The sequence below is a fragment of the Methanoregula sp. genome (assembly GCA_041645435.1).
Lineage (GTDB): Archaea > Halobacteriota > Methanomicrobia > Methanomicrobiales > Methanospirillaceae > Methanoregula.
The window spans coordinates 758,196-775,584 of sequence record JBAZQB010000001.1 but is presented as its reverse complement, the minus strand read 5'-3'; the positions used below and the strand labels follow the sequence as shown (position 1 = coordinate 775,584).

Genomic DNA, 17,389 nt, shown 5'->3' with positions numbered 1-17,389 from the left:
AATCCTTGGTCCGGTTCTTGACAAAGTCCTTGTTCTCCCAGCCGTTCTTGAGGATCAGCTGCATGAAGCAGTTCAGTAATGCCACATCGGTACCGGAGTAGAACTGTAAGAACAGGTCGGCCTGCTTCCCGGTTGCCGTGAGCCGCGGGTCGGCGTAGATGATCTTTGCACCGTTCTTTTTCGCCTGCATAATGCGGCGCCCGATCAGCGGGTGCTGCTCGAACGTGTTGGTGCCGATCACAAGGAGGCACTTTGATTCGGCAATGTCTGCGATTGACTGGGTCATTGCACCGGAGCCGAACGCGCCGGCGAGCCCGACAACGGTCGATGCATGGCAGAGCCGGGCACAGTGGTCGATGTTGGGAGTCTTTAAAACAGCGCGGGCGAACTTCTGCATCAGGTAGTTCTCTTCGTTAGAGACACGGGCTGATGAGAGGCATGCCATCTCTTCACCCTTGTAAGACTTGAACTTCGAGACTATCAGCTTGTAAGCCTCGTCCCAGCTGGCCTCGACAAACTTGCCATCCTTCTTGATGAGCGGCTTGGTCAGTCGATCCGGGCTGTTGACAAATTCCCATGCATAGTTCCCCTTGGGGCAGAGCTTGCCTTCGTTGACAGGGTTACGATTCCAGGGAGCGACTCCGACTACCTTCTTGTCCTTGACAACAAGGTTAAAGCCGCACCCGGTTCCGCAGTACGGACACGTAGTTGGTACGTATTTTACTTCCATTCACACACCTATTACGATTGAAAGTCTGACCGACCCCCTTTAAACTTTATGAAATTTTTGCGTAAAAAGCCTCCAAACGGTTCTTCATGCGAATTTTAAAAAATTTTACTTGGTACCCATATTAATCTAAAATAATTGTTTTTCCGAAAATTGACCTCATCAAATCGTGACTAACGCACACGTTTTTTCTGAAAATATGCTCATATCTGTGAAATCGGATGCAATTGCATTGCATGTCTGCATTGCATATCTGCATTGCAAGAATAGCTGGTTAATGCACCCCTTTTTTTGGGAATACTTGAACCGGTATGAAAAACTATTCGCTAAATACGTCGAAGATTTTTCCCATTCAGGCAGAGATCAAACCAGGTATCGTATACCGGAATGCCATGGCATGTTTTTTTATAGTAAAGCACGTTGTTTTAATGAATGGATACCCGCAAGAAAACCATAAAAAAGATAAAAAGTCTTCTTCGTCTCCATCGCAATGGTCTCACCATAAGTGACCTTGCCGAAAAACTTGAATTGAACCGGAACTCAACAGCAAAATATCTTGAAATTCTTCTCATTTCCGGGGAAGTCCATATGAATACGATCGGCCCGGCAAAGGTCTACACCTTTTCACAGAAAATGCCGATATCAGCAATGCTGAAATTTTCCGCAGACATTATCCTCCTGATCGATAATGAAATGCACGTGCTCGATGCGAATGAGAATGCACTCCGCATCCTTGGCATGTCTCGTGAAATGCTTGTTGGAAATCTGATTGGGAACGTAAAGTCCCCCCTCATTACCCGTCTTGCTATTCCCGAAGTTGTTGAGGAGATCCAGAAGAACGGGGAAATCCAGCGCGAGTTTAGTATTACCCGGCAGAATGAAGATCGCCATTACCGGGTGCGCCTTATCCCAACGGTATTTGATACTATGGATGAGGGTATCACAATCATTGGAGAAGATATCACACAACAGATCCGGTTCGAAGAATCCCTGAGGATCTCGGAACGGCGGTATCGTGCGATCGTGCAGGATCAGACAGATGTGATCTGCCGGTGGCGCCCGGAAGGAAATATTACGTTTGTCAACGAATCGTTCAGTCGTTTTATGGGAATTTCCGGGAGTGCCGTACAGAATGAGAGCATCTTCTCATACGTGTTTCCGGAAGATATCGCCGTTATAAAAGAACAGATCGCCCGACTCACCCCCGATAAACCAACCACATCTTCTGACCTGCGATTAATCGGTACTCAGGGACATTCCCGCTGGTACCAGTGGAATACGCGAGGGCTTTTTAACAATGCGGGAATTCTGATCGAATGTCAATCCGTAGGTCGTGATATCAACACCGAGCGGCAGCAAGCGCAAAAGATCCGTGAAAGTGAAGAGCGTTTCCACATGATTACCGATCACTCCCCGTTCCCCATCTCCATTATGGATGGTTCGGGCAATTACCTGTACATCAATGAAAAATTTACCCGGCTCTTCGGATACACCCTTGATGATATACCTACGGAAAAAGACTGGTTCAAAAAGGTGTTTTCCGGTATTTCTGATGAAGAGGTAAAGCTCATCGGGAGAGAAGATCCTGCACAACCAATAACTGACGAGGTCAGACCCTGTGTGTTTCCGGTCACCTGCAAAGACGGAACCGTCCGGCCCGTCAACTTTTACCGGGCCACTCTTCAGAGCGGTGAGCAATTCATTGTCTATGAAGATCTTACCCCGAAAAAAGAATCAGAACTGCTGCATTCTGTCCTTGCCTCTATCGTGAATTCTTCAAACGATGCCATCACGCTCTACCGGAATCTTAATAACCCGATTCACCCCCGGCGATGAACACTGATGAATCGTTGGCAGGTACAATCGCAGGTATGATCAGAAACCCCAAAAATGCAGAGTCCCTCTTCAGAATCCGACTCACCAATTCCTTTAAAATCGCAGATATCCATATAACCAGCAGGGATCGCTGTTGCGTGGAACCCCCCTGACCGATAAAAATGATGGTGCATTAAATGGAGACACACCCCGAAGATGCCGGTAGGAAAATTCTGGTTGTCGAGGATAGCAGGACCCAGGCTGAATACCTCCGCCATATTCTGGAAACTGAGGGGTACACGGTTACCCTTGCTGCCAACGGGAATGATGCCCTGGAGCAGATTCGAATCGACCGGCCGACAATCGTACTGACAGATATTCTCATGCCGGAGATGGATGGTTATACACTTTGCCGTGCTATCAAACAGAACAAAGAAATGGCAGATATCCCGGTTATCCTTGTTACCCAACTCTTCGATCCGGCAGACCTGATAAAAGGCCTGGAAGCCGGGGCAGACAACCTCATCATAAAGCCGTTTGAAGCCGAACACGTGAAGTTTCGGATAACAAGCACCCTGCAGTCCCGGGATCCTCCCGATTCTCATGATGCAGGGGCCACTCCTGCAGTATCGCCCGAAGGCCAGCCACCTCATATCCCTGCCAGTCAGTCCCGGTCACCTGCAATCCTGCTCTCATCCTATGATCTCGTTGTCCGGAAAAATGCAGAATTGGAGGAAGTCAACGCATTTCTTTTGGCGGAAAATGAGGGTTTACAACAGATGATTTCTACGCTTCAGCAAGCCAATGAAAATCTTCAGCTGGAGAATGCCGAACTAAAGCGGATGGAAAAGGTGCACACTCCCGATATGAGATGATCGAGCGTACCAGTCTGACCCTTAACTTCGCCCTGCTTTTTTCATACCCCTTGCTCTTTCCGTACTGATCACACTCCCTAAAGCGCCGGCAAACACACGTCGGGAGTCCCGCCATTCCGGCACCCGGCCAAACGCCCCAACACTCACCGGTTCATAGCTGCAGCGCTACGCGACACCATCCAGCTCCGTATCATGATTGTGGGGGGTTAATCTCCTCTTAGAAAAAGGTGGAGGTGAGGGAACTCCCTTACCCTGCAACAACGCTTTCTGATAAAAAAGGGCCACCGGCTTCAAACGACCCGGGAACCCGGCAGCATCAGAAAATGTCGAGTAAAGGATCAGCTGACTGCAAGATGCCCGATAGTAAGCGGATAAAGCTCGGGATACCCGATGCCTGCAATCACCGCCGGGTCGTTATAAAAAAGGCGCCGGGCTTCTATTGCTGAATCCACACGATAGATGAGAACCCTGATTGTGCCATCAGGAGCACCCCCGTGCATGAAAATTTTTCCCTGGGCAATCATGTCTTTGACATAATCCGCGTGCTGGACCATCGTCACCTGCTCTTCCGGTGTCATGGTAGTAAGAAAATCCAGGCGTTTAGGCCGGATCAGTGAAATAAAATCCATTGTGTAATTCATACTGCTGATTGAGGTTGTTATCGGTTATAGGTATGGTACTGGCTGATTGTCTCATTGGAGTCCCGTTTCCTCACACTGGTCCGGATGGGGGGCATGGCCCGTAAATTTCCCGGACAGATCCTGACGATCTGAATCTGCACACATCCGGACCGGTCCTGCTTCAGGGTTCCTCCGATGACCGAGATCCGGGAACGGTACCCTGTTTTGTCTTATCGTCCGGCATATTTTCCTTCAATTCGGGTGGGATGCAGGTAAATCCACCGAGATCAGCGTGAGATCAGGGCAGACTTGTCCCAGACCTATCGAAAAGCTCAGGCCTGGATACCGTAATATAAAAAAGGAAGAGATCAGGGAAACCGGACAATAACATTGTTCTGCATGAGCCGGTTCTCCTGGGGGACTGCCTGCCGGAAATATGTGACAAAATCCCCGAAATCCGTCCATAGCTGGTTTGTGGAATAGCCCGGAGACGACATACGCTCTGCTCCAAGGGTCTCATTGACTTCTCCAGTCACATCGAATGAGCGGTATACGTGAGGATATCCCTCGGCACCCAGGAATGACGGGATGTCTGTTACGACCTGGAAATGGAGGTGCGGGATGTCTGAGTTCCCGCTGTTACCCATCAGGCCAAGCACCTGGCCTTCTTTGACGATATCGCCTTTCTTCACCTGGACTGACCCGTTGACTATGTGGGCGTAGCAGGCATATTTTTTATTCCCGAGATCGAGAATGACATAATTGCCGGCCGCGGTTTCAAATGTGACCCCCAGGGGGGAGTAGATGCCCTCAGAGTCCGGAAGGCCGTCAGCGGCATCCACGACCGTCCCGTTAGCAACTGCCAGGATCTCTTTGCCAAAGCCGTAATAATTCCTGGCGAGCGTTGCATTGCCGGCAACGGCCTGTCCACTCACCGGGTCAAGGTAGACCCAGTCCTGTGCATATCGCTGGGGGACGCGGGTCACCCCGTTTAAGGTGATCTGGGCACGGAAGTGATGGGTCAGGGGAGATGTTGTCTCCATGACCATCCAGCCCGGACCATGCACCGGGGAACCGACAACTACCGGGACAAGGTCTTTATGCACGGTTACTTCCCCGCCGGTTACCGTTGTTGGGGACAATCCGGCTGCGGTCCGGTTCAGGGTGAGGCGGTGGGAGAGCCGGTCCGGAACAGCATCAGGACTGACCACAAACCAGAGCGATACGCGGGGCTTGAGGAGTTTTCCCGTACCGTTCTGCAGTTCGGCCGCAGTTGGCGGCGGGACATTTGCCGGGTGATACAGGGCAGCCAGCAGTTCACCGTCTGCGGTATAGAGGATCTTTCCAGTAGCCGGGTCGAGAACCTCCACCTTCTCAACAACGGGTACCTGTCCATTGGCCGGTGTAAGTTCGAGTTCGTACGCGAGGTTGACTCCGTTCTGGCTGGGAACCGGGATGAGCAGAAACGGGACGGTCATATTCAGGACCGGGGCTGCAGGTTCCGTTTGCTGTACCGCTGCGGGTTGCGTACACCCGGAACCAAGAACTGCGGCAATCACGATAATAGTGATAAGGAACTTTGCAATCGCTGACATAGTGATGATACTGGTTGTTAGTGTACCAGAACATAAAACCAGAACATAAACGACATCAGAAAATTACTTCCCGACCTCACTCCCGCTCGTTCGGCTGCAGCCGATTATTCTGACGTATTTTCTCAAACTGTACCCGCCTGCGGGCAGTTACATTCCTATAGAAAAAGCTTCTTTCACCAGTTCTTCCTGCTTCTTTGTAAGTTTTTCCGGAATCTTTACTATCGTTTTTACCATCAGGTCTCCCCGCTTATCGGAATTCAGGTACGGCATGCCCTGCTCCCTGAGCCGGAACAGTGTATGGCTCTGGGTACCGGGTGGAATTTTCAGGTGTGCTGTACCCGTAATAGTGGGTACCTCTACCTCCCCCCCAAGGAGGACTGTATGAAGCCCGATGATCACGGAACTATAAAGGTCCGCACCTTTACGATCGAACGTGCGGTCTGGCCGGATGTGGATAATTGCATACAAGTCGCCGGGAGGCCCGTTGTTCTCGCCCGGCTCCCCTTCACCGGGTATCCTGAGGAACTGACCGTCATCTACGCCGCGGGGCACCGAGACTTCAATTCTCCTTACTTTCTGCATCGTCCCTTTCCCTTTGCAGGCCTGGCAGGGCTTGTCGATAATTTTACCCGTTCCCCTGCAGGTCGGGCAGACTGCGATATTCACCATCTGGCGATTGCCGACCTTCTGCACATTGCGGATCTCACCGGTCCCGTTGCAGGTCGGGCAGTTCCGCACAGATCCCGGTTCTGCTCCCGTACCATGGCACGCACTGCAGGCGAAATGATGGGGCACCCCGACTGTGTTCTTTGTGCCGTAAAAAGCATCGGCAAGGGAAATGTCGATCTCGTACCTGAGGTCTGCACCACTGCGCTGCCGGGCAGCCCGGGGTGAAACACCGGAAAACGCATCAAAAATATCGCCGAGACCGAAGTCCCGGAACAGGTCATCATAACTGGGCGGTTTATACCCGGCAGCGTCGCCGGGCCGGAATTCCGCGTGACCGACCTGGTCGTACTGCGCTTTTTTCTGGAGATCACCTAAAACCTGGTAGGCCTCGTTGATTTCCTTGAATTTCGCCTCTGCCTCCTTGCTGCCCTTGTTGAGATCCGGGTGATATTTCCGTGCAAGCTGTCGGAATGACTTTTTTATATCATCCTGCGATGCGTCTTTTTTCACACCAAGGATCTCATAATAGTCTTTTTCTGCCATGGGAAAGAAAAAGGACTATTTCTCATCCTTTACCTTGAAATCGGCATCGACGACATTTTCCCCGCCCGGGCCGGTCGTTTCATGCCCGGGACGCTCATTGCCAGCAGAGCCTGACTGTTGCTGTTGTGCCTGCTGCTGGGACTGCTGCCGGGCAGCTTGTTCGTATACGGCAGACCCGGCCTCTCCCAACACTTTCTGGAGTTTTTCTATCTCCGACTTGATCTTTGCGGTATCTTTTCCTTCAATGGCTGCCTTTACCCCAACTATTGCCGCATTCACCTTATCGATGAGATCGGCGCTGATCTTTCCGGCCAGGTCAGATTTTGTTTTTTCCGCCGTATAGATCAGGGAGTCGGCAGTATTCCGGATCTCGATCTCCTCTTTCCTTTGTTTGTCCTGCTCTTCAAACTGCTTTGCCTCATTCACCATCTTCTTGACATCGCTGTCTGCCAGTTTGGTGGAAGCCGTGATGGTCATCTTCTGCTCTTTACCGGTCCCGAGATCCTTTGCCGATACATTCAGGATGCCCGAAGCATCGATATCAAACGACACTTCTATCTGGGGAATACCCCGGGGTGCAGGGGGAATACCGACGAGATTGAACTGCCCAAGACTCACGTTATCTGCTGCAAGGGGGCGTTCGCCCTGGAGGATATGGACGGTGACAGCGGTCTGATAATCCGCTGCAGTGGAAAAGATCTGGCTCTTCTTTGTGGGGATCGTAGTGTTCCGCTCGATCAATGGTGTCCTCACAGCTCCGAGAGTTTCGATACCCAGTGTCAGGGGAGTTACGTCTAAAAGCACCATGTCGGTGATCTCGCCGCCAAGAATACCTCCCTGGATGGATGCACCGATTGCCACGCATTCCATCGGATCGATACCCCGCTCTACCTTCCGGCCTACATGATCTTCGATAAACTTCTGGACAACGGGCATACGGGTTGGACCGCCGACAAGGATCACTTTCTGGATATCATTTTTCGTAAGGCTTGCATCTTTTAATGCCTGTTCGAACGGGTGGATACAGCGCTTGATGATGGGTTCGATCAGCTGTTCGAGTTTTGATCGGCTCAGCTTCATCGACAGATGTTTGGGGCCTGTCTGGGTGGCAGTGACATAGGGGAGGTTGATCTCGGTTTCGAGTACGGTAGAAAGTTCGATCTTTGCCTTTTCAGCGGCTTCTTTGAGCCGGTTGACCACCATCTTGTCATTTCTGAGATCGATGCCTTCAAATTTTTTGAACTCATCCGCAATCCACTCGTAAATTGCATTGTCCATATCGGTTCCGCCCAGCTGGGTATCGCCGGAAGTGGCAAGGACCGTGAACGTCCCGCCGCCAAATTCCATGATGGTCACATCCAGCGTGCCCCCGCCAAGGTCAAAGACAAGAATCTTGTATTCCCCGGCACGGTCGAGACCGTACGCCATCGATGCAGCAGTGGGCTCGTTGACCAGCCTGATAACATCCAATCCGGCAATCTTGCCTGCATCCTTGGTTGCTGTCCGCTGGTTGTCGTTGAAATAGGCAGGGACGGTGATCACGGCCTTTGTCACTGTTTCTCCGAGGAATGCTTCTGCATCCCTTTTTATTTTCTGAAGGAGGAATGCCGAGATCTGCTGGGGCGTGTATTCCTTGCCATAAATTTTGTAAATATGATTGGTCCCTATCTTCCGTTTTGCAGCAGTAACCGTTCCTTCGGGATTACTTACGGCCTGCCGGCGCGCCGGTTCACCTACGAGTAACTGGCCATCTTGGGTGAACGCAACATACGAGGGAAACATCTTTCCGGCAACCGTTGCACCTTCTGCTGAAGGGATAATAGTCGGTTTGCCGCCAAGCATCACTGCACCTTCACTGTTTGAAGTACCAAGATCAATTCCGATAATCTTCTCTTTAGCCATTATTCTCACCTTCATCTTTTCCAACGTTTTCTGCAATCAGTACTTTAGAGGGTCGGATCACTTTCGATTTCAGCTGGTAACCCCGTTCGATCTCATTGAGTATCGTGTCTTGTTCTTTGTCGCATTGCTCCTTGCATAACACCTCGTGAAAATGCGGATCAAATTTTTTTCCCAGACATTCTATGGGTTGCAGCCCATATGCTGCCAGGATTTTTAAGAATTTTTTCTGGACCATACCGATCCCTTCCCTGTTTTTTTCCTGTCCAAGGGCAGGCAGCGCCCGTTCGAAATCGTCAAGGATGACTAAAAGGTCTTTTATCAGGTTCTCGTTTGCGAGCGCAATAATTGCTACTTTTTCCTTTTCAGACCATTTACGGTAATTATCAAAATCTGACTGGAGGTATTTCAGCCGGTTAAGCCGCTCCTCTGCAATAAGTGTTTTTTCGTCAAGTTCCGTTTTCAGCCGTTCGATCTCTTCCGTCAGCTGTTGCTTTTTCAGCCGGACATCATCAGTATCCATTGAAAAGTGCATTCAACCTTTTCAGTTTATTAAACTTTGCCCAGCAATTTCCACTTTTATCTGTATCACGGCAGAATGTCCTGCATTCTAAAATAAGCACATCTCAATTCCTTACCTCTCACCTTGCTGCTACAAAATAGTGAAGTAACCGCGTATTGCAGCCCGGTACTGCCATGCGATTACGGAAAATGAGTTGAAACACAAACGGTCTGTATCCTTTTCACCATACTGAGCCAGCCTTTAACCGGTAAACCAAAGATTAATGTGCTAAAAGATTCTTAATCTCGACAATTATCCGGCGCATGCACGGTCAGATCCTGCGGCAGAATTCATGAACGGGGTGAAAAACATGGAGTTTGCACGATTGCCTCTTTGCACCATAGTAAGTTTAATTATTATTTTTGTGCTCTTGAGCGGGTGTTTTGACCGTTTGGCGGACATCAATTCCGGCAACAGCGGTGCAGGGTCCGGCTCATGCAGTTCCGGTTATGCCAGATATACCACAAGTCAGGGACATTGCTGTCCTACGGGGTATCCGTATTACTATGAGAGCAAATGCCACCAGTGTTCGGAAGGGTATAATAAATACAGCACGAGCGCTGGTTACTGCTGCCCGTCAGGATATTCCCATTATTACAATGGTAAATGCCACCAGTGTTCCGAAGGGTATTACCAATACGATACGAGCGCTGGTTACTGCTGCCCGGAGGGATACCCGTATTATTATGACGAAAAATGCCATTCACAGTCCTCGGGGTATTCATCCTCGGGAACAAATACTGTCGTCATATCCGATATTCAGGTCGATAGCCGTACCGGCTGCCCGGCCCAGAGAGACCTGCAGTGTTCCGGATGGATAGAGGCAGGCAGCTGCCAGATACAGTCATGTACCTGCTACTATAGCGGTCTCCACGGCGACACTACCGCAGCATATTACCACACGTCGGACAACGCATACTTCCGCTGCACCGGCGCTGGTCAGACCATCAGCTGCATCGCTGCCGCACAGGCAGCAGCACAGCATTGCATGTAATCTTCAGCTTTATGAAAGAATGTGTGAGTGCTTTCTCCTGCAATAAAAACAAATTTTTCTCTCTCGTCTGCCAGGCTCTCCAGTTCCCCCATCAACATTCAGCTGATTCCTGCCTGAGATGCCCCCCCTCGCCAGATACAGGCTGCATTGCCGCTCGCAAGGCGACCGTCCATCCCCCAACCCACAGCAGGAACCGTGGGGACTGGCAGGTCGTGTATCACCAGATTTCATCACACTCAAATAGTCTCTTACCCTACGCCTTCTATGCGTATCAGATCCTTTATGGCAGTTTTTCTTTTTGCCCTGCTGATCCTTACTGCCGGCTGTTCAGATACTGCCTCTTCCTCCGGAATTGCTGCAACCGCACCCGTCCCATCGGTAACTGCCACATGGGGTGAATCATCTGCCACTCCTGAAGACCTCGTCACCTTTGTGAGCAATGCGGTCATCTACACCCAGCGGGTAGGAAAACATGTCGCGCTCCGGGAATTCTCTGACAGGAACGGTTCGTTCACCAAGGGGGATCTCTATGTCTGGGCTTACGATTTCAACGGGACAAACCTTGCGCATCCCTATCACCCCGAGTACCGGGGGCAGAACAAATCAGACCTGACTGATGCATCTGGTGTCAGGATGATCGAAGCGATGCGGGATGCAGCCCGGAACGGGAGTGGTTTTGTCACCTACGCATTTGAGAACCCGGTGAGCGGTACAACCGAATCAAAACTGGCATATGTCAGAAAGGTTGACGACACGTGGTGGCTTGCATCCGGTATCTATGGATCGGATGTGAGCATTCCTCATAAATCACCTGATATGGTCCGGCAGATCCTTGCCGCAAAAGTCGATCACGCGATCAGGTTTGCCCGGAATACCGGCAGGGAGAATGCCCTTGCAGCATTCAATAACCTTTCCGGCCCGTTTGCCGGGAATGGCACCTATGTTTTTGCATTCGACATGAACGGGACAAACCTGGTAAAACCGTTTGAGAAAACCATCATCGGAAAAAACGGGGGCAACGTGACGGATGAAAACGGTGTCTCAATCGGGAAACGGAAGATAAGTCTCGCACAACAGGGTGGAGGATACTTCTATTACGTGTATACGAACCCTGATTCAGGAGAACCGGAATTCAAAGTCTCGTATGTGGCACCGGTTGATTCTTACTGGGCAGCAGGAGCAGGAATGTATCTCCCGGATGTCCCCGCGTTTTTCCCACAAGAACAACGCAACCGGTTGGTATCCCATGTCAGCGAAGCTGCGGCATATGTCCGGAAGAACGGCCGGGATGCTGCGGTTCGTGAGTTTAATGATCCAAACGGGTCATTCTCCCAACCGGGCCTGTTCATTTTCGCGTTTGACCGGAACGGGACACTGCTTGCTAACCCCTACCTCCCGGGAATTGTTGGCATGAACCGCCTTTCTGACAGTGACCCGTACGGGGAATACCCGGTTCCCTATATCCTTGAAAACGCAGAAAATGGCGGGGGATTCCTATATTATTTCTTTGCCGACCCCGCAACCGATTATCGCGTCAGATTAAAATTCGGGTACTCGCAGATGGCAGGAGACGATCTCATCGTTGGTGCCGGAATTTTCTCTGACGGAAAATAACCCCCTTCAGATGGATTAAAAAATTCCTGCCAACTCCAATCACTATGCCGGACAATGCGATTGTCTGGGGGAGGTGTTACCCTCTCTGCAATCGCGTTAATTGTGCCCCTTACCCCTCTATGCCTAAGTAGAGCCCCGCTTTCCCCGCACTAGCCAGCCGAAGTGCCCCTGCAATACCTGCCCGACTTTGGATATCGCCTGCGAGAACCGGGCCAGTTTCCGGTATAGAATATTTCAAACGAACTTCTTCGAAAGACATTTTTATGTACAGATATAATTTCCCCCTATGAAACATCCCGCTCTGTGGATGCTCATCTCACTCGCCGCAATTATATTTATGGCAGGGTGCACGATGACAACTCCAACCCCTGTCCCCAGTCCTGTTCCAACCGGTTCAGATCTTATCGTTGTTGATGCCCTCCTTCCTCTCACGGGATCCTATTCATCATTTGGAGCTATGGCAAAAGCTGCCCTGCTCACCTCTGAGGAAGACATCAACCAGTATACCCAGACTATCGGTTCATCCACTCGCGTGAAGGTTGTTATCCATGATACGGGATCAGACCCTGCGACCGCTCTCCAGCTTGCCAAACAGGTTCGTGCAGATGGCCGCAGGATCGTACTCGGGCATATGACCAGCGCCGAGATAGAAGCGATAAAAAGTTATTCCGATGCCAACGGGATGGTTGTTCTCGATGCCGGAAGCACTTCGCCTTCCCTTGCGATCCCGAACGATTCGATCTACCGTCTGATAGCCGATGATTCGGCACAGGGGCTGGTCATGGGGATCTGGCTTGAAAAGAATAAGATCCATGCGATCGTCCCGCTCTGGCGTGGCGATATCTGGGGCGAAGGTCTTCTGAATTCAACGCAGGCAGCGTTCTCAGAACGAAAGGGAGTAACCCTGGATGGTGTCCGGTTCGATCCTGCGGAAAAGGATTTTGCTTCGTCCGTTACCTCCCTTGACATTCGCACCGGGGATGCAATTAGAAATTATGGTGCCGACCGGGTCGGGGTCTATATCATCGGTTTCGATGAATCCGCAACTATCCTGAGTAAGGCATCAGGAAAACAGAACCTCTCCCGTGTCCGCTGGTTCGGGTGTGATGGAAATACCGGTATTTCTTCTTTGGCCGGAACGACGTCGGCATCTCGTTTTGCCGCCCATGCAAACCTGACCGGTACGGTCTGGGGAATTGCGCATGATGATCCTTCGAGCGGTCCGCAAACCCGTATGAGAGAACGATTGGGATACCCACCTTCGTCAGGACCAATTGCACTCTATGATGCTCTCTGGGTAGTGAAGGATGTTTTAAAAGAGATTCCTGCTGATGCGGGGCAGGCCCGGATTGAAGCAGCTCTGGTCCAGCATTTGAGCACGTATGACGGGGAAAGCAGGTCTCTCATGCCGAACGCAGCGGGTGACCGGTTGCTTTCCTCGTATGATGTAATGCAGGTTACCAGTGGATCAGCAGGATCCGGATGGAAGAAAGTCGCCCATGTTACTGTATGGACAGATGGTCGCGAAGAGATCGTAACCGACCAATAACTCCTCTTTTACGATAATGAACCCGGGATTCTTATTAGACAATCCCCCATTGTTGTGAATTGTCTCCCTCTTTAGCGATCACGATAAGCTGGAATTACGCATTTTTACATTCACCCTCCCAAATAATGCGGATTTATTAATCCAGAGCTTCTTGATTTGAGTATGCACACCCGGGAGGCCACGGCACTCGATCTTTTCACCGATTCTGTCAGACTCATGGGCGATGCCACCCTTTGTGCGGTGATGGAGTTCGATAAGAATCTTGACACCCGCGTGCTTGAAATGGCCGCCCAGGCATGTCTTGTGGCCAATCCAATTCTTCACTGCCGGCTTGTCCGGGGGAATGGTCCGGCATTCTGGGAGATGGCAAAACCTGCCTGTGTCCCTCCTATAACGGTGGAGGAATGCGCCGGGACCTATCATCCCCATGTCATCGGGCCGGTTGATCCGTACGGCTCTATCCAGTTCCGCGTACGTCTGCTGCGTAGACCTTCTGGAGATGTTATCGTCATCAACCTCTCGCATGCCGCCGCTGATGCGTTCGGTCTCCATACCCTCTGTTCGCAACTGCTGCAGGAATACCAGAAGCCAGGCAGCATTCTTCCCGCCAATGGGGGGATCCCGGAGCGTGACACGCTCTGGACCCGTAGTCTGGACCGGGAGGAAAAGCCGGTACTTTCTGACATGAGAGTGATCAATCCGCTGTGGCCCGATCCATTTGGCACTTCCCGGGAACCCTCGACGTATCACCGTGAATGTCTCAGCTCCACGGAGCTGGAGGCAATTCGTATTTCTGCCAGGAAACTTGGGGGGAACATCAATGATGTAGTGATGGCGGCCTATTACCTCTCCATGAGTGATCTCACTGGTCACCGGGGACCGATTGACCTTTTCTTTCCCGTCAACCTTCGTCAGCACCTGAACGATGGATCCCGGGTCATGAGCAACCAGGCCACCAATGTCTGCTTCACTCTTGAACGCATTGCCGGCGAGGGATTAGACGAGATTCTTCCCCGTGTTATTGAAAAGACGCAACATCTTAAGGCAGGATGCATCGGTATCTCTGCTCAGGTAGAGATGGACAAGAACTGCGACCCGGAAGGCATTCGAATACAGCAGATGGTAGAGCAGATGGCAGCCCTGCAGAAATCCGGTCTGGCGGATATCTTCATTTCAAACCCCGGGCCGATCACCCTCCCTGATGCAGAAGGGCTTGTCGATGCCTACATCTGCTACCCGGGCGGCTACATGCCCACAACCTGTTTTGTCACCAGCACATTCCGGGGGAGGATGACGATCACCATGGGCTACCAGGACAGCGAAAGAGCGAGGATGGGGACACGAAAGGCGATGGATCTCTTCAGACAACATCTCCTGTCACTGGTGGATGGCTGCTGAGATCGGGAACCTTAAATCGAGAGTGGAGGTAAAGTTCCCTGATGCGTTCCTCCTAATCCGAGTTCGGTCCCGATGTTGTGTTATCGTTATCCCTTCCACAAGACCCGGCCTACTTCCCTAAAGCCATTGAACTCCCCTCACATTTCCTGAAATTTCTTAGACCGGACTGCTTTTTTCCCGGATCAGGATAGGATCAAATGAAATTATTCCAAAAATTTATGCATAATGCCTCCCTTATCATCCAATAACACTGGAACAGGGCTGTCCACGATCTTCGTATTGTTCATTCTTCTCATCCTCATTGTACTGGTCATCATCATCACCCTTACATGGCGAATTGCATCGCGCCGGTACACCCTTCCCTGCCCTGTATGGATGAAAGGGTTGCTTGATCCCCCGTTTTCCCAGGGCATGAGAGCCCGCACGAAAAAACAATCGAATACCTCGATCTCAACTACGGAATGAATGTACTGGATGTGAGCTGCTGCCCGGGCCGGCTGACGATCCCTCTCACTCATATTGTCAGCCATCAGGGTGAAGTTACTGCGATGGATATTCAGGAAGGGATGCTGCAAGAAGTTAGAAAACGGGCTCATACTGCAAACCTCACGAATATTCAGTTTCTTCATGCGGCTACCGGCGAAAGGAAACTTGAGCATGAGCGGTTTGACCGGGCTGTGCTGATTACCGTGCTTGGCGAGATCCCCAACCGGGAAGCGGCACTACAGGAGATCTTTGATGCGCTCAGGCCCGGCGGTATCCTTCTTATAGAAGAGACCGTACGCGATCCCCATTTCCAGACTAGGAAAACCGCCAACCGATTGGCCGGTGCTGCCGGGTTTATCGAAAAGGAATTCTCGGGAAATTATTTTTCCTATACGTTTACTTTGGAAAAGCCGGATTCCAAAAGACTGTCCCATTGAGATGATCGGGCACCTTTGGCGGGTTCGTGCTTTTTTAGTCACTTGGTTGCCATCGTTAACCGGCGGTCCCATTCACGACCGAACACAAGCCCGTTCCGGAATGCCGGTTCAAACATCAGCCTGAACAGGATCGGCCCAGCAATCATGGCCCAGAATATATTGTTGCCAAAATAACTGATGAACTTGCTCTCAAAGGGACGGGCAAAGAAGATCGTCCCGCATGCGGCAAGAAGCAGCATGCAGGTAAAGGTCGCAACAAGCGTCACTACCCAGAAACAGCCCATGGCAAAGAAGTCCAGATGGATCTCATGTCCTTTCATCATCCTGTGCCAGAGCCGGTATGCGAGATACGGGTAGAGGAAGTTGATGAGAAATCCAAAAATACTCATGAAGGACCATGAGCCAAATAGATCGCCGGCCACGTTGCCGATCCCCAGACCCCACGCCGCTGCGGGACCCCAGAGAATCCCGCATACGACCGGTAGTACCGCTGCCGGGCGCAGCGCAATACCGGCAATTTCCCAGTGGTACTGGTTGAAGGGGACCAGGACCAGTACAGCAAAAAGTGCATTCACCGCGATCCAGGTCAGTCCCTTCCGGTCGGTCAGGACCCCCGCCAGTTCATGCATGCTATTATTAGGGAGTGCGTCCGTAAAAAACCGGAGCATTGTGGATACTCCCGGTTATCGCGTGAGAAGGGTCCGGTTGCCCCGGCCGAGATGGACCGGACGTTTCTGCCCTAACTCCAACAGCTGCACCGCCTTCGAAAAATATCCTGACTTATGACAGAAACGTTCCCTAAACCCTGACAGAAGCCTTTTTGCTCTCCTTTTTGCAACAGCATTTAATGAGCTGAATACAATGTCTCATCTGGAATACCCGGTGGGGATGTGTCAGATAAAATGGCCAATTATGTTCTCGTTCATGGCGGCAATATGTCTGTTGTTACATGGAACAAACTGACCGTGGGAAAACCCGTTTACACAAAAGACGGAACCATGGGAGGCAGGATATGGAATCCCGTCATTCCCGTTCTTGTGCAGCACAATCACCACGTCTTTGCGCCGACACTCCTGGACGAACACCGTTCCACGCTGACCGATCATATCGGGCAGATATGCACGTTGATATCTGGAAATGACCTGCGGGATGTTATTCTGGTCGGGCATAGTTATGGCGGGATGGTAATAACCGGTGTCGCTGATAAAATAGCAGACCGGATCCGGCGTCTGGTGTATGTCGATGCCGCAGTGCCGGATCCGGGACAGTCCCTGTTTGATCTCATTGCTTCCGGTGGCTGTGACCCTTTGTCGTTTGCCGGCCTGGAAGCAGCTCCGCCCTTTGTTGAAAAACTGCAGTATGATGCAGTGAAAAATAACCTGCTGCCAAAAACCTATATCCTGTGTACAAAAAGCGAGTTTGCGCTCGTTACCCGTCTTGCCCGACAAAAAATCGCTACTGCAAAAAAAGGGTGGACCTATCTCGAGTTGCTGTCATCTCATGTACCGATGGCAGATCTGCCGGAGGCGTTTATACCGTTGCTTCTGGACGCTGCAAAGAAATAATCCTTGTTGGCTTTATTGAAACCCTAAAGAGAGACAAGTAG

Annotated in this window: 16 protein-coding genes; 9 read left to right on the top strand and 7 right to left on the bottom strand. The window is 51.1% G+C overall.

The features are described 5' to 3' along the window. Positions 1 to 730, bottom strand: a 730-nt coding sequence (locus WC593_03705) for a molybdopterin-dependent oxidoreductase (protein ID MFA4824242.1), incomplete at its 3' end; no start/stop codon positions are given. Between the two features lie 429 nt (positions 731 to 1,159). Here WC593_03705 and WC593_03700 point away from each other — a divergent pair. Together WC593_03700 and WC593_03695 are read left to right on the top strand one after the other, a co-directional pair. Further along, complete coding sequence (locus WC593_03700) at positions 1,160 to 2,563, top strand: PAS domain-containing protein (GenBank protein MFA4824241.1); 1,404 nt, start codon at positions 1,160 to 1,162, stop codon at positions 2,561 to 2,563. A 176-nt stretch (positions 2,564 to 2,739) separates the two neighbouring features. Then, positions 2,740 to 3,417, top strand: coding sequence for a response regulator (locus WC593_03695; GenBank protein MFA4824240.1), 678 nt, complete (start codon positions 2,740 to 2,742; stop codon positions 3,415 to 3,417). A 338-nt stretch (positions 3,418 to 3,755) separates the two neighbouring features. Here the strand turns inward: WC593_03695 and WC593_03690 are convergent, their stop codons facing one another. The 5 genes from WC593_03690 to WC593_03670 all read right to left on the bottom strand — a co-directional run bounded on the left by WC593_03690 (position 3,756) and on the right by WC593_03670 (position 9,266). After that, positions 3,756 to 4,058 (bottom strand): hypothetical protein, encoded by a 303-nt coding sequence (locus WC593_03690; protein MFA4824239.1) that lies wholly within the window; start codon positions 4,056 to 4,058, stop codon positions 3,756 to 3,758. Between the two features lie 347 nt (positions 4,059 to 4,405). Further along, positions 4,406 to 5,632 carry a M23 family metallopeptidase gene (locus tag WC593_03685; protein MFA4824238.1) on the bottom strand — a complete coding sequence of 409 codons (1,227 nt, stop codon included), beginning with the start codon at positions 5,630 to 5,632 and terminating at the stop codon, positions 4,406 to 4,408. A 147-nt stretch (positions 5,633 to 5,779) separates the two neighbouring features. Then, the gene (gene dnaJ / locus WC593_03680; protein ID MFA4824237.1) at positions 5,780 to 6,844 is read right to left on the bottom strand and encodes a molecular chaperone DnaJ; all 1,065 of its coding nucleotides are present in this window, start codon (positions 6,842 to 6,844) and stop codon (positions 5,780 to 5,782) included. Positions 6,845 to 6,859: 15 nt separating this feature from the next. Beyond that, positions 6,860 to 8,746 carry a molecular chaperone DnaK gene (gene dnaK / locus WC593_03675; GenBank protein MFA4824236.1) on the bottom strand — a complete coding sequence of 629 codons (1,887 nt, stop codon included), beginning with the start codon at positions 8,744 to 8,746 and terminating at the stop codon, positions 6,860 to 6,862. Beyond that, positions 8,739 to 9,266: a nucleotide exchange factor GrpE gene (locus WC593_03670; protein ID MFA4824235.1), complete on the bottom strand. Its 528-nt coding sequence runs from the start codon at positions 9,264 to 9,266 to the stop codon at positions 8,739 to 8,741. Before WC593_03670 ends, dnaK begins: the two co-directional genes overlap by 8 nt. A 430-nt stretch (positions 9,267 to 9,696) precedes the next feature. Between WC593_03670 and WC593_03665 the strand changes: the two genes are divergently transcribed. From WC593_03665 to WC593_03640, 6 genes are all read left to right on the top strand, one after another. Then, a complete protein-coding gene (locus tag WC593_03665; protein ID MFA4824234.1) occupies positions 9,697 to 10,299 on the top strand; it encodes a hypothetical protein in 603 nt (200 codons plus the stop codon). A 264-nt stretch (positions 10,300 to 10,563) separates the two neighbouring features. Continuing rightward, positions 10,564 to 11,913 carry a cache domain-containing protein gene (locus WC593_03660; protein ID MFA4824233.1) on the top strand — a complete coding sequence of 450 codons (1,350 nt, stop codon included), beginning with the start codon at positions 10,564 to 10,566 and terminating at the stop codon, positions 11,911 to 11,913. 286 nt (positions 11,914 to 12,199) lie between these two features. Next, positions 12,200 to 13,462 (top strand): ABC transporter substrate-binding protein, encoded by a 1,263-nt coding sequence (locus tag WC593_03655; GenBank protein ID MFA4824232.1) that lies wholly within the window; start codon positions 12,200 to 12,202, stop codon positions 13,460 to 13,462. A 162-nt stretch (positions 13,463 to 13,624) separates the two neighbouring features. Further along, on the top strand, positions 13,625 to 14,860 hold the full coding sequence (locus WC593_03650) for a hypothetical protein (protein ID MFA4824231.1): 1,236 nt from the start codon (positions 13,625 to 13,627) through the stop codon (positions 14,858 to 14,860). 225 nt (positions 14,861 to 15,085) lie between these two features. Further along, positions 15,086 to 15,325 (top strand): hypothetical protein, encoded by a 240-nt coding sequence (locus tag WC593_03645; protein MFA4824230.1) that lies wholly within the window; start codon positions 15,086 to 15,088, stop codon positions 15,323 to 15,325. Then, positions 15,322 to 15,783, top strand: coding sequence for a class I SAM-dependent methyltransferase (locus WC593_03640; protein ID MFA4824229.1), 462 nt, complete (start codon positions 15,322 to 15,324; stop codon positions 15,781 to 15,783). The genes WC593_03645 and WC593_03640 overlap by 4 nt, the downstream gene beginning before the upstream one ends. A gap of 38 nt (positions 15,784 to 15,821) precedes the next feature. On the opposite strand, the gene WC593_03635 is transcribed toward WC593_03640, so the two are convergent. Further along, entirely contained in the window at positions 15,822 to 16,412 is a 591-nt protein-coding gene (locus WC593_03635) for a QueT transporter family protein (protein MFA4824228.1), read from the bottom strand. A gap of 261 nt (positions 16,413 to 16,673) precedes the next feature. On the opposite strand from WC593_03635, the gene WC593_03630 reads away from it, so the two are divergent. Continuing rightward, positions 16,674 to 17,348: an alpha/beta hydrolase gene (locus tag WC593_03630; GenBank protein MFA4824227.1), complete on the top strand. Its 675-nt coding sequence runs from the start codon at positions 16,674 to 16,676 to the stop codon at positions 17,346 to 17,348. Positions 17,349 to 17,389 lie beyond the last annotated feature (41 nt).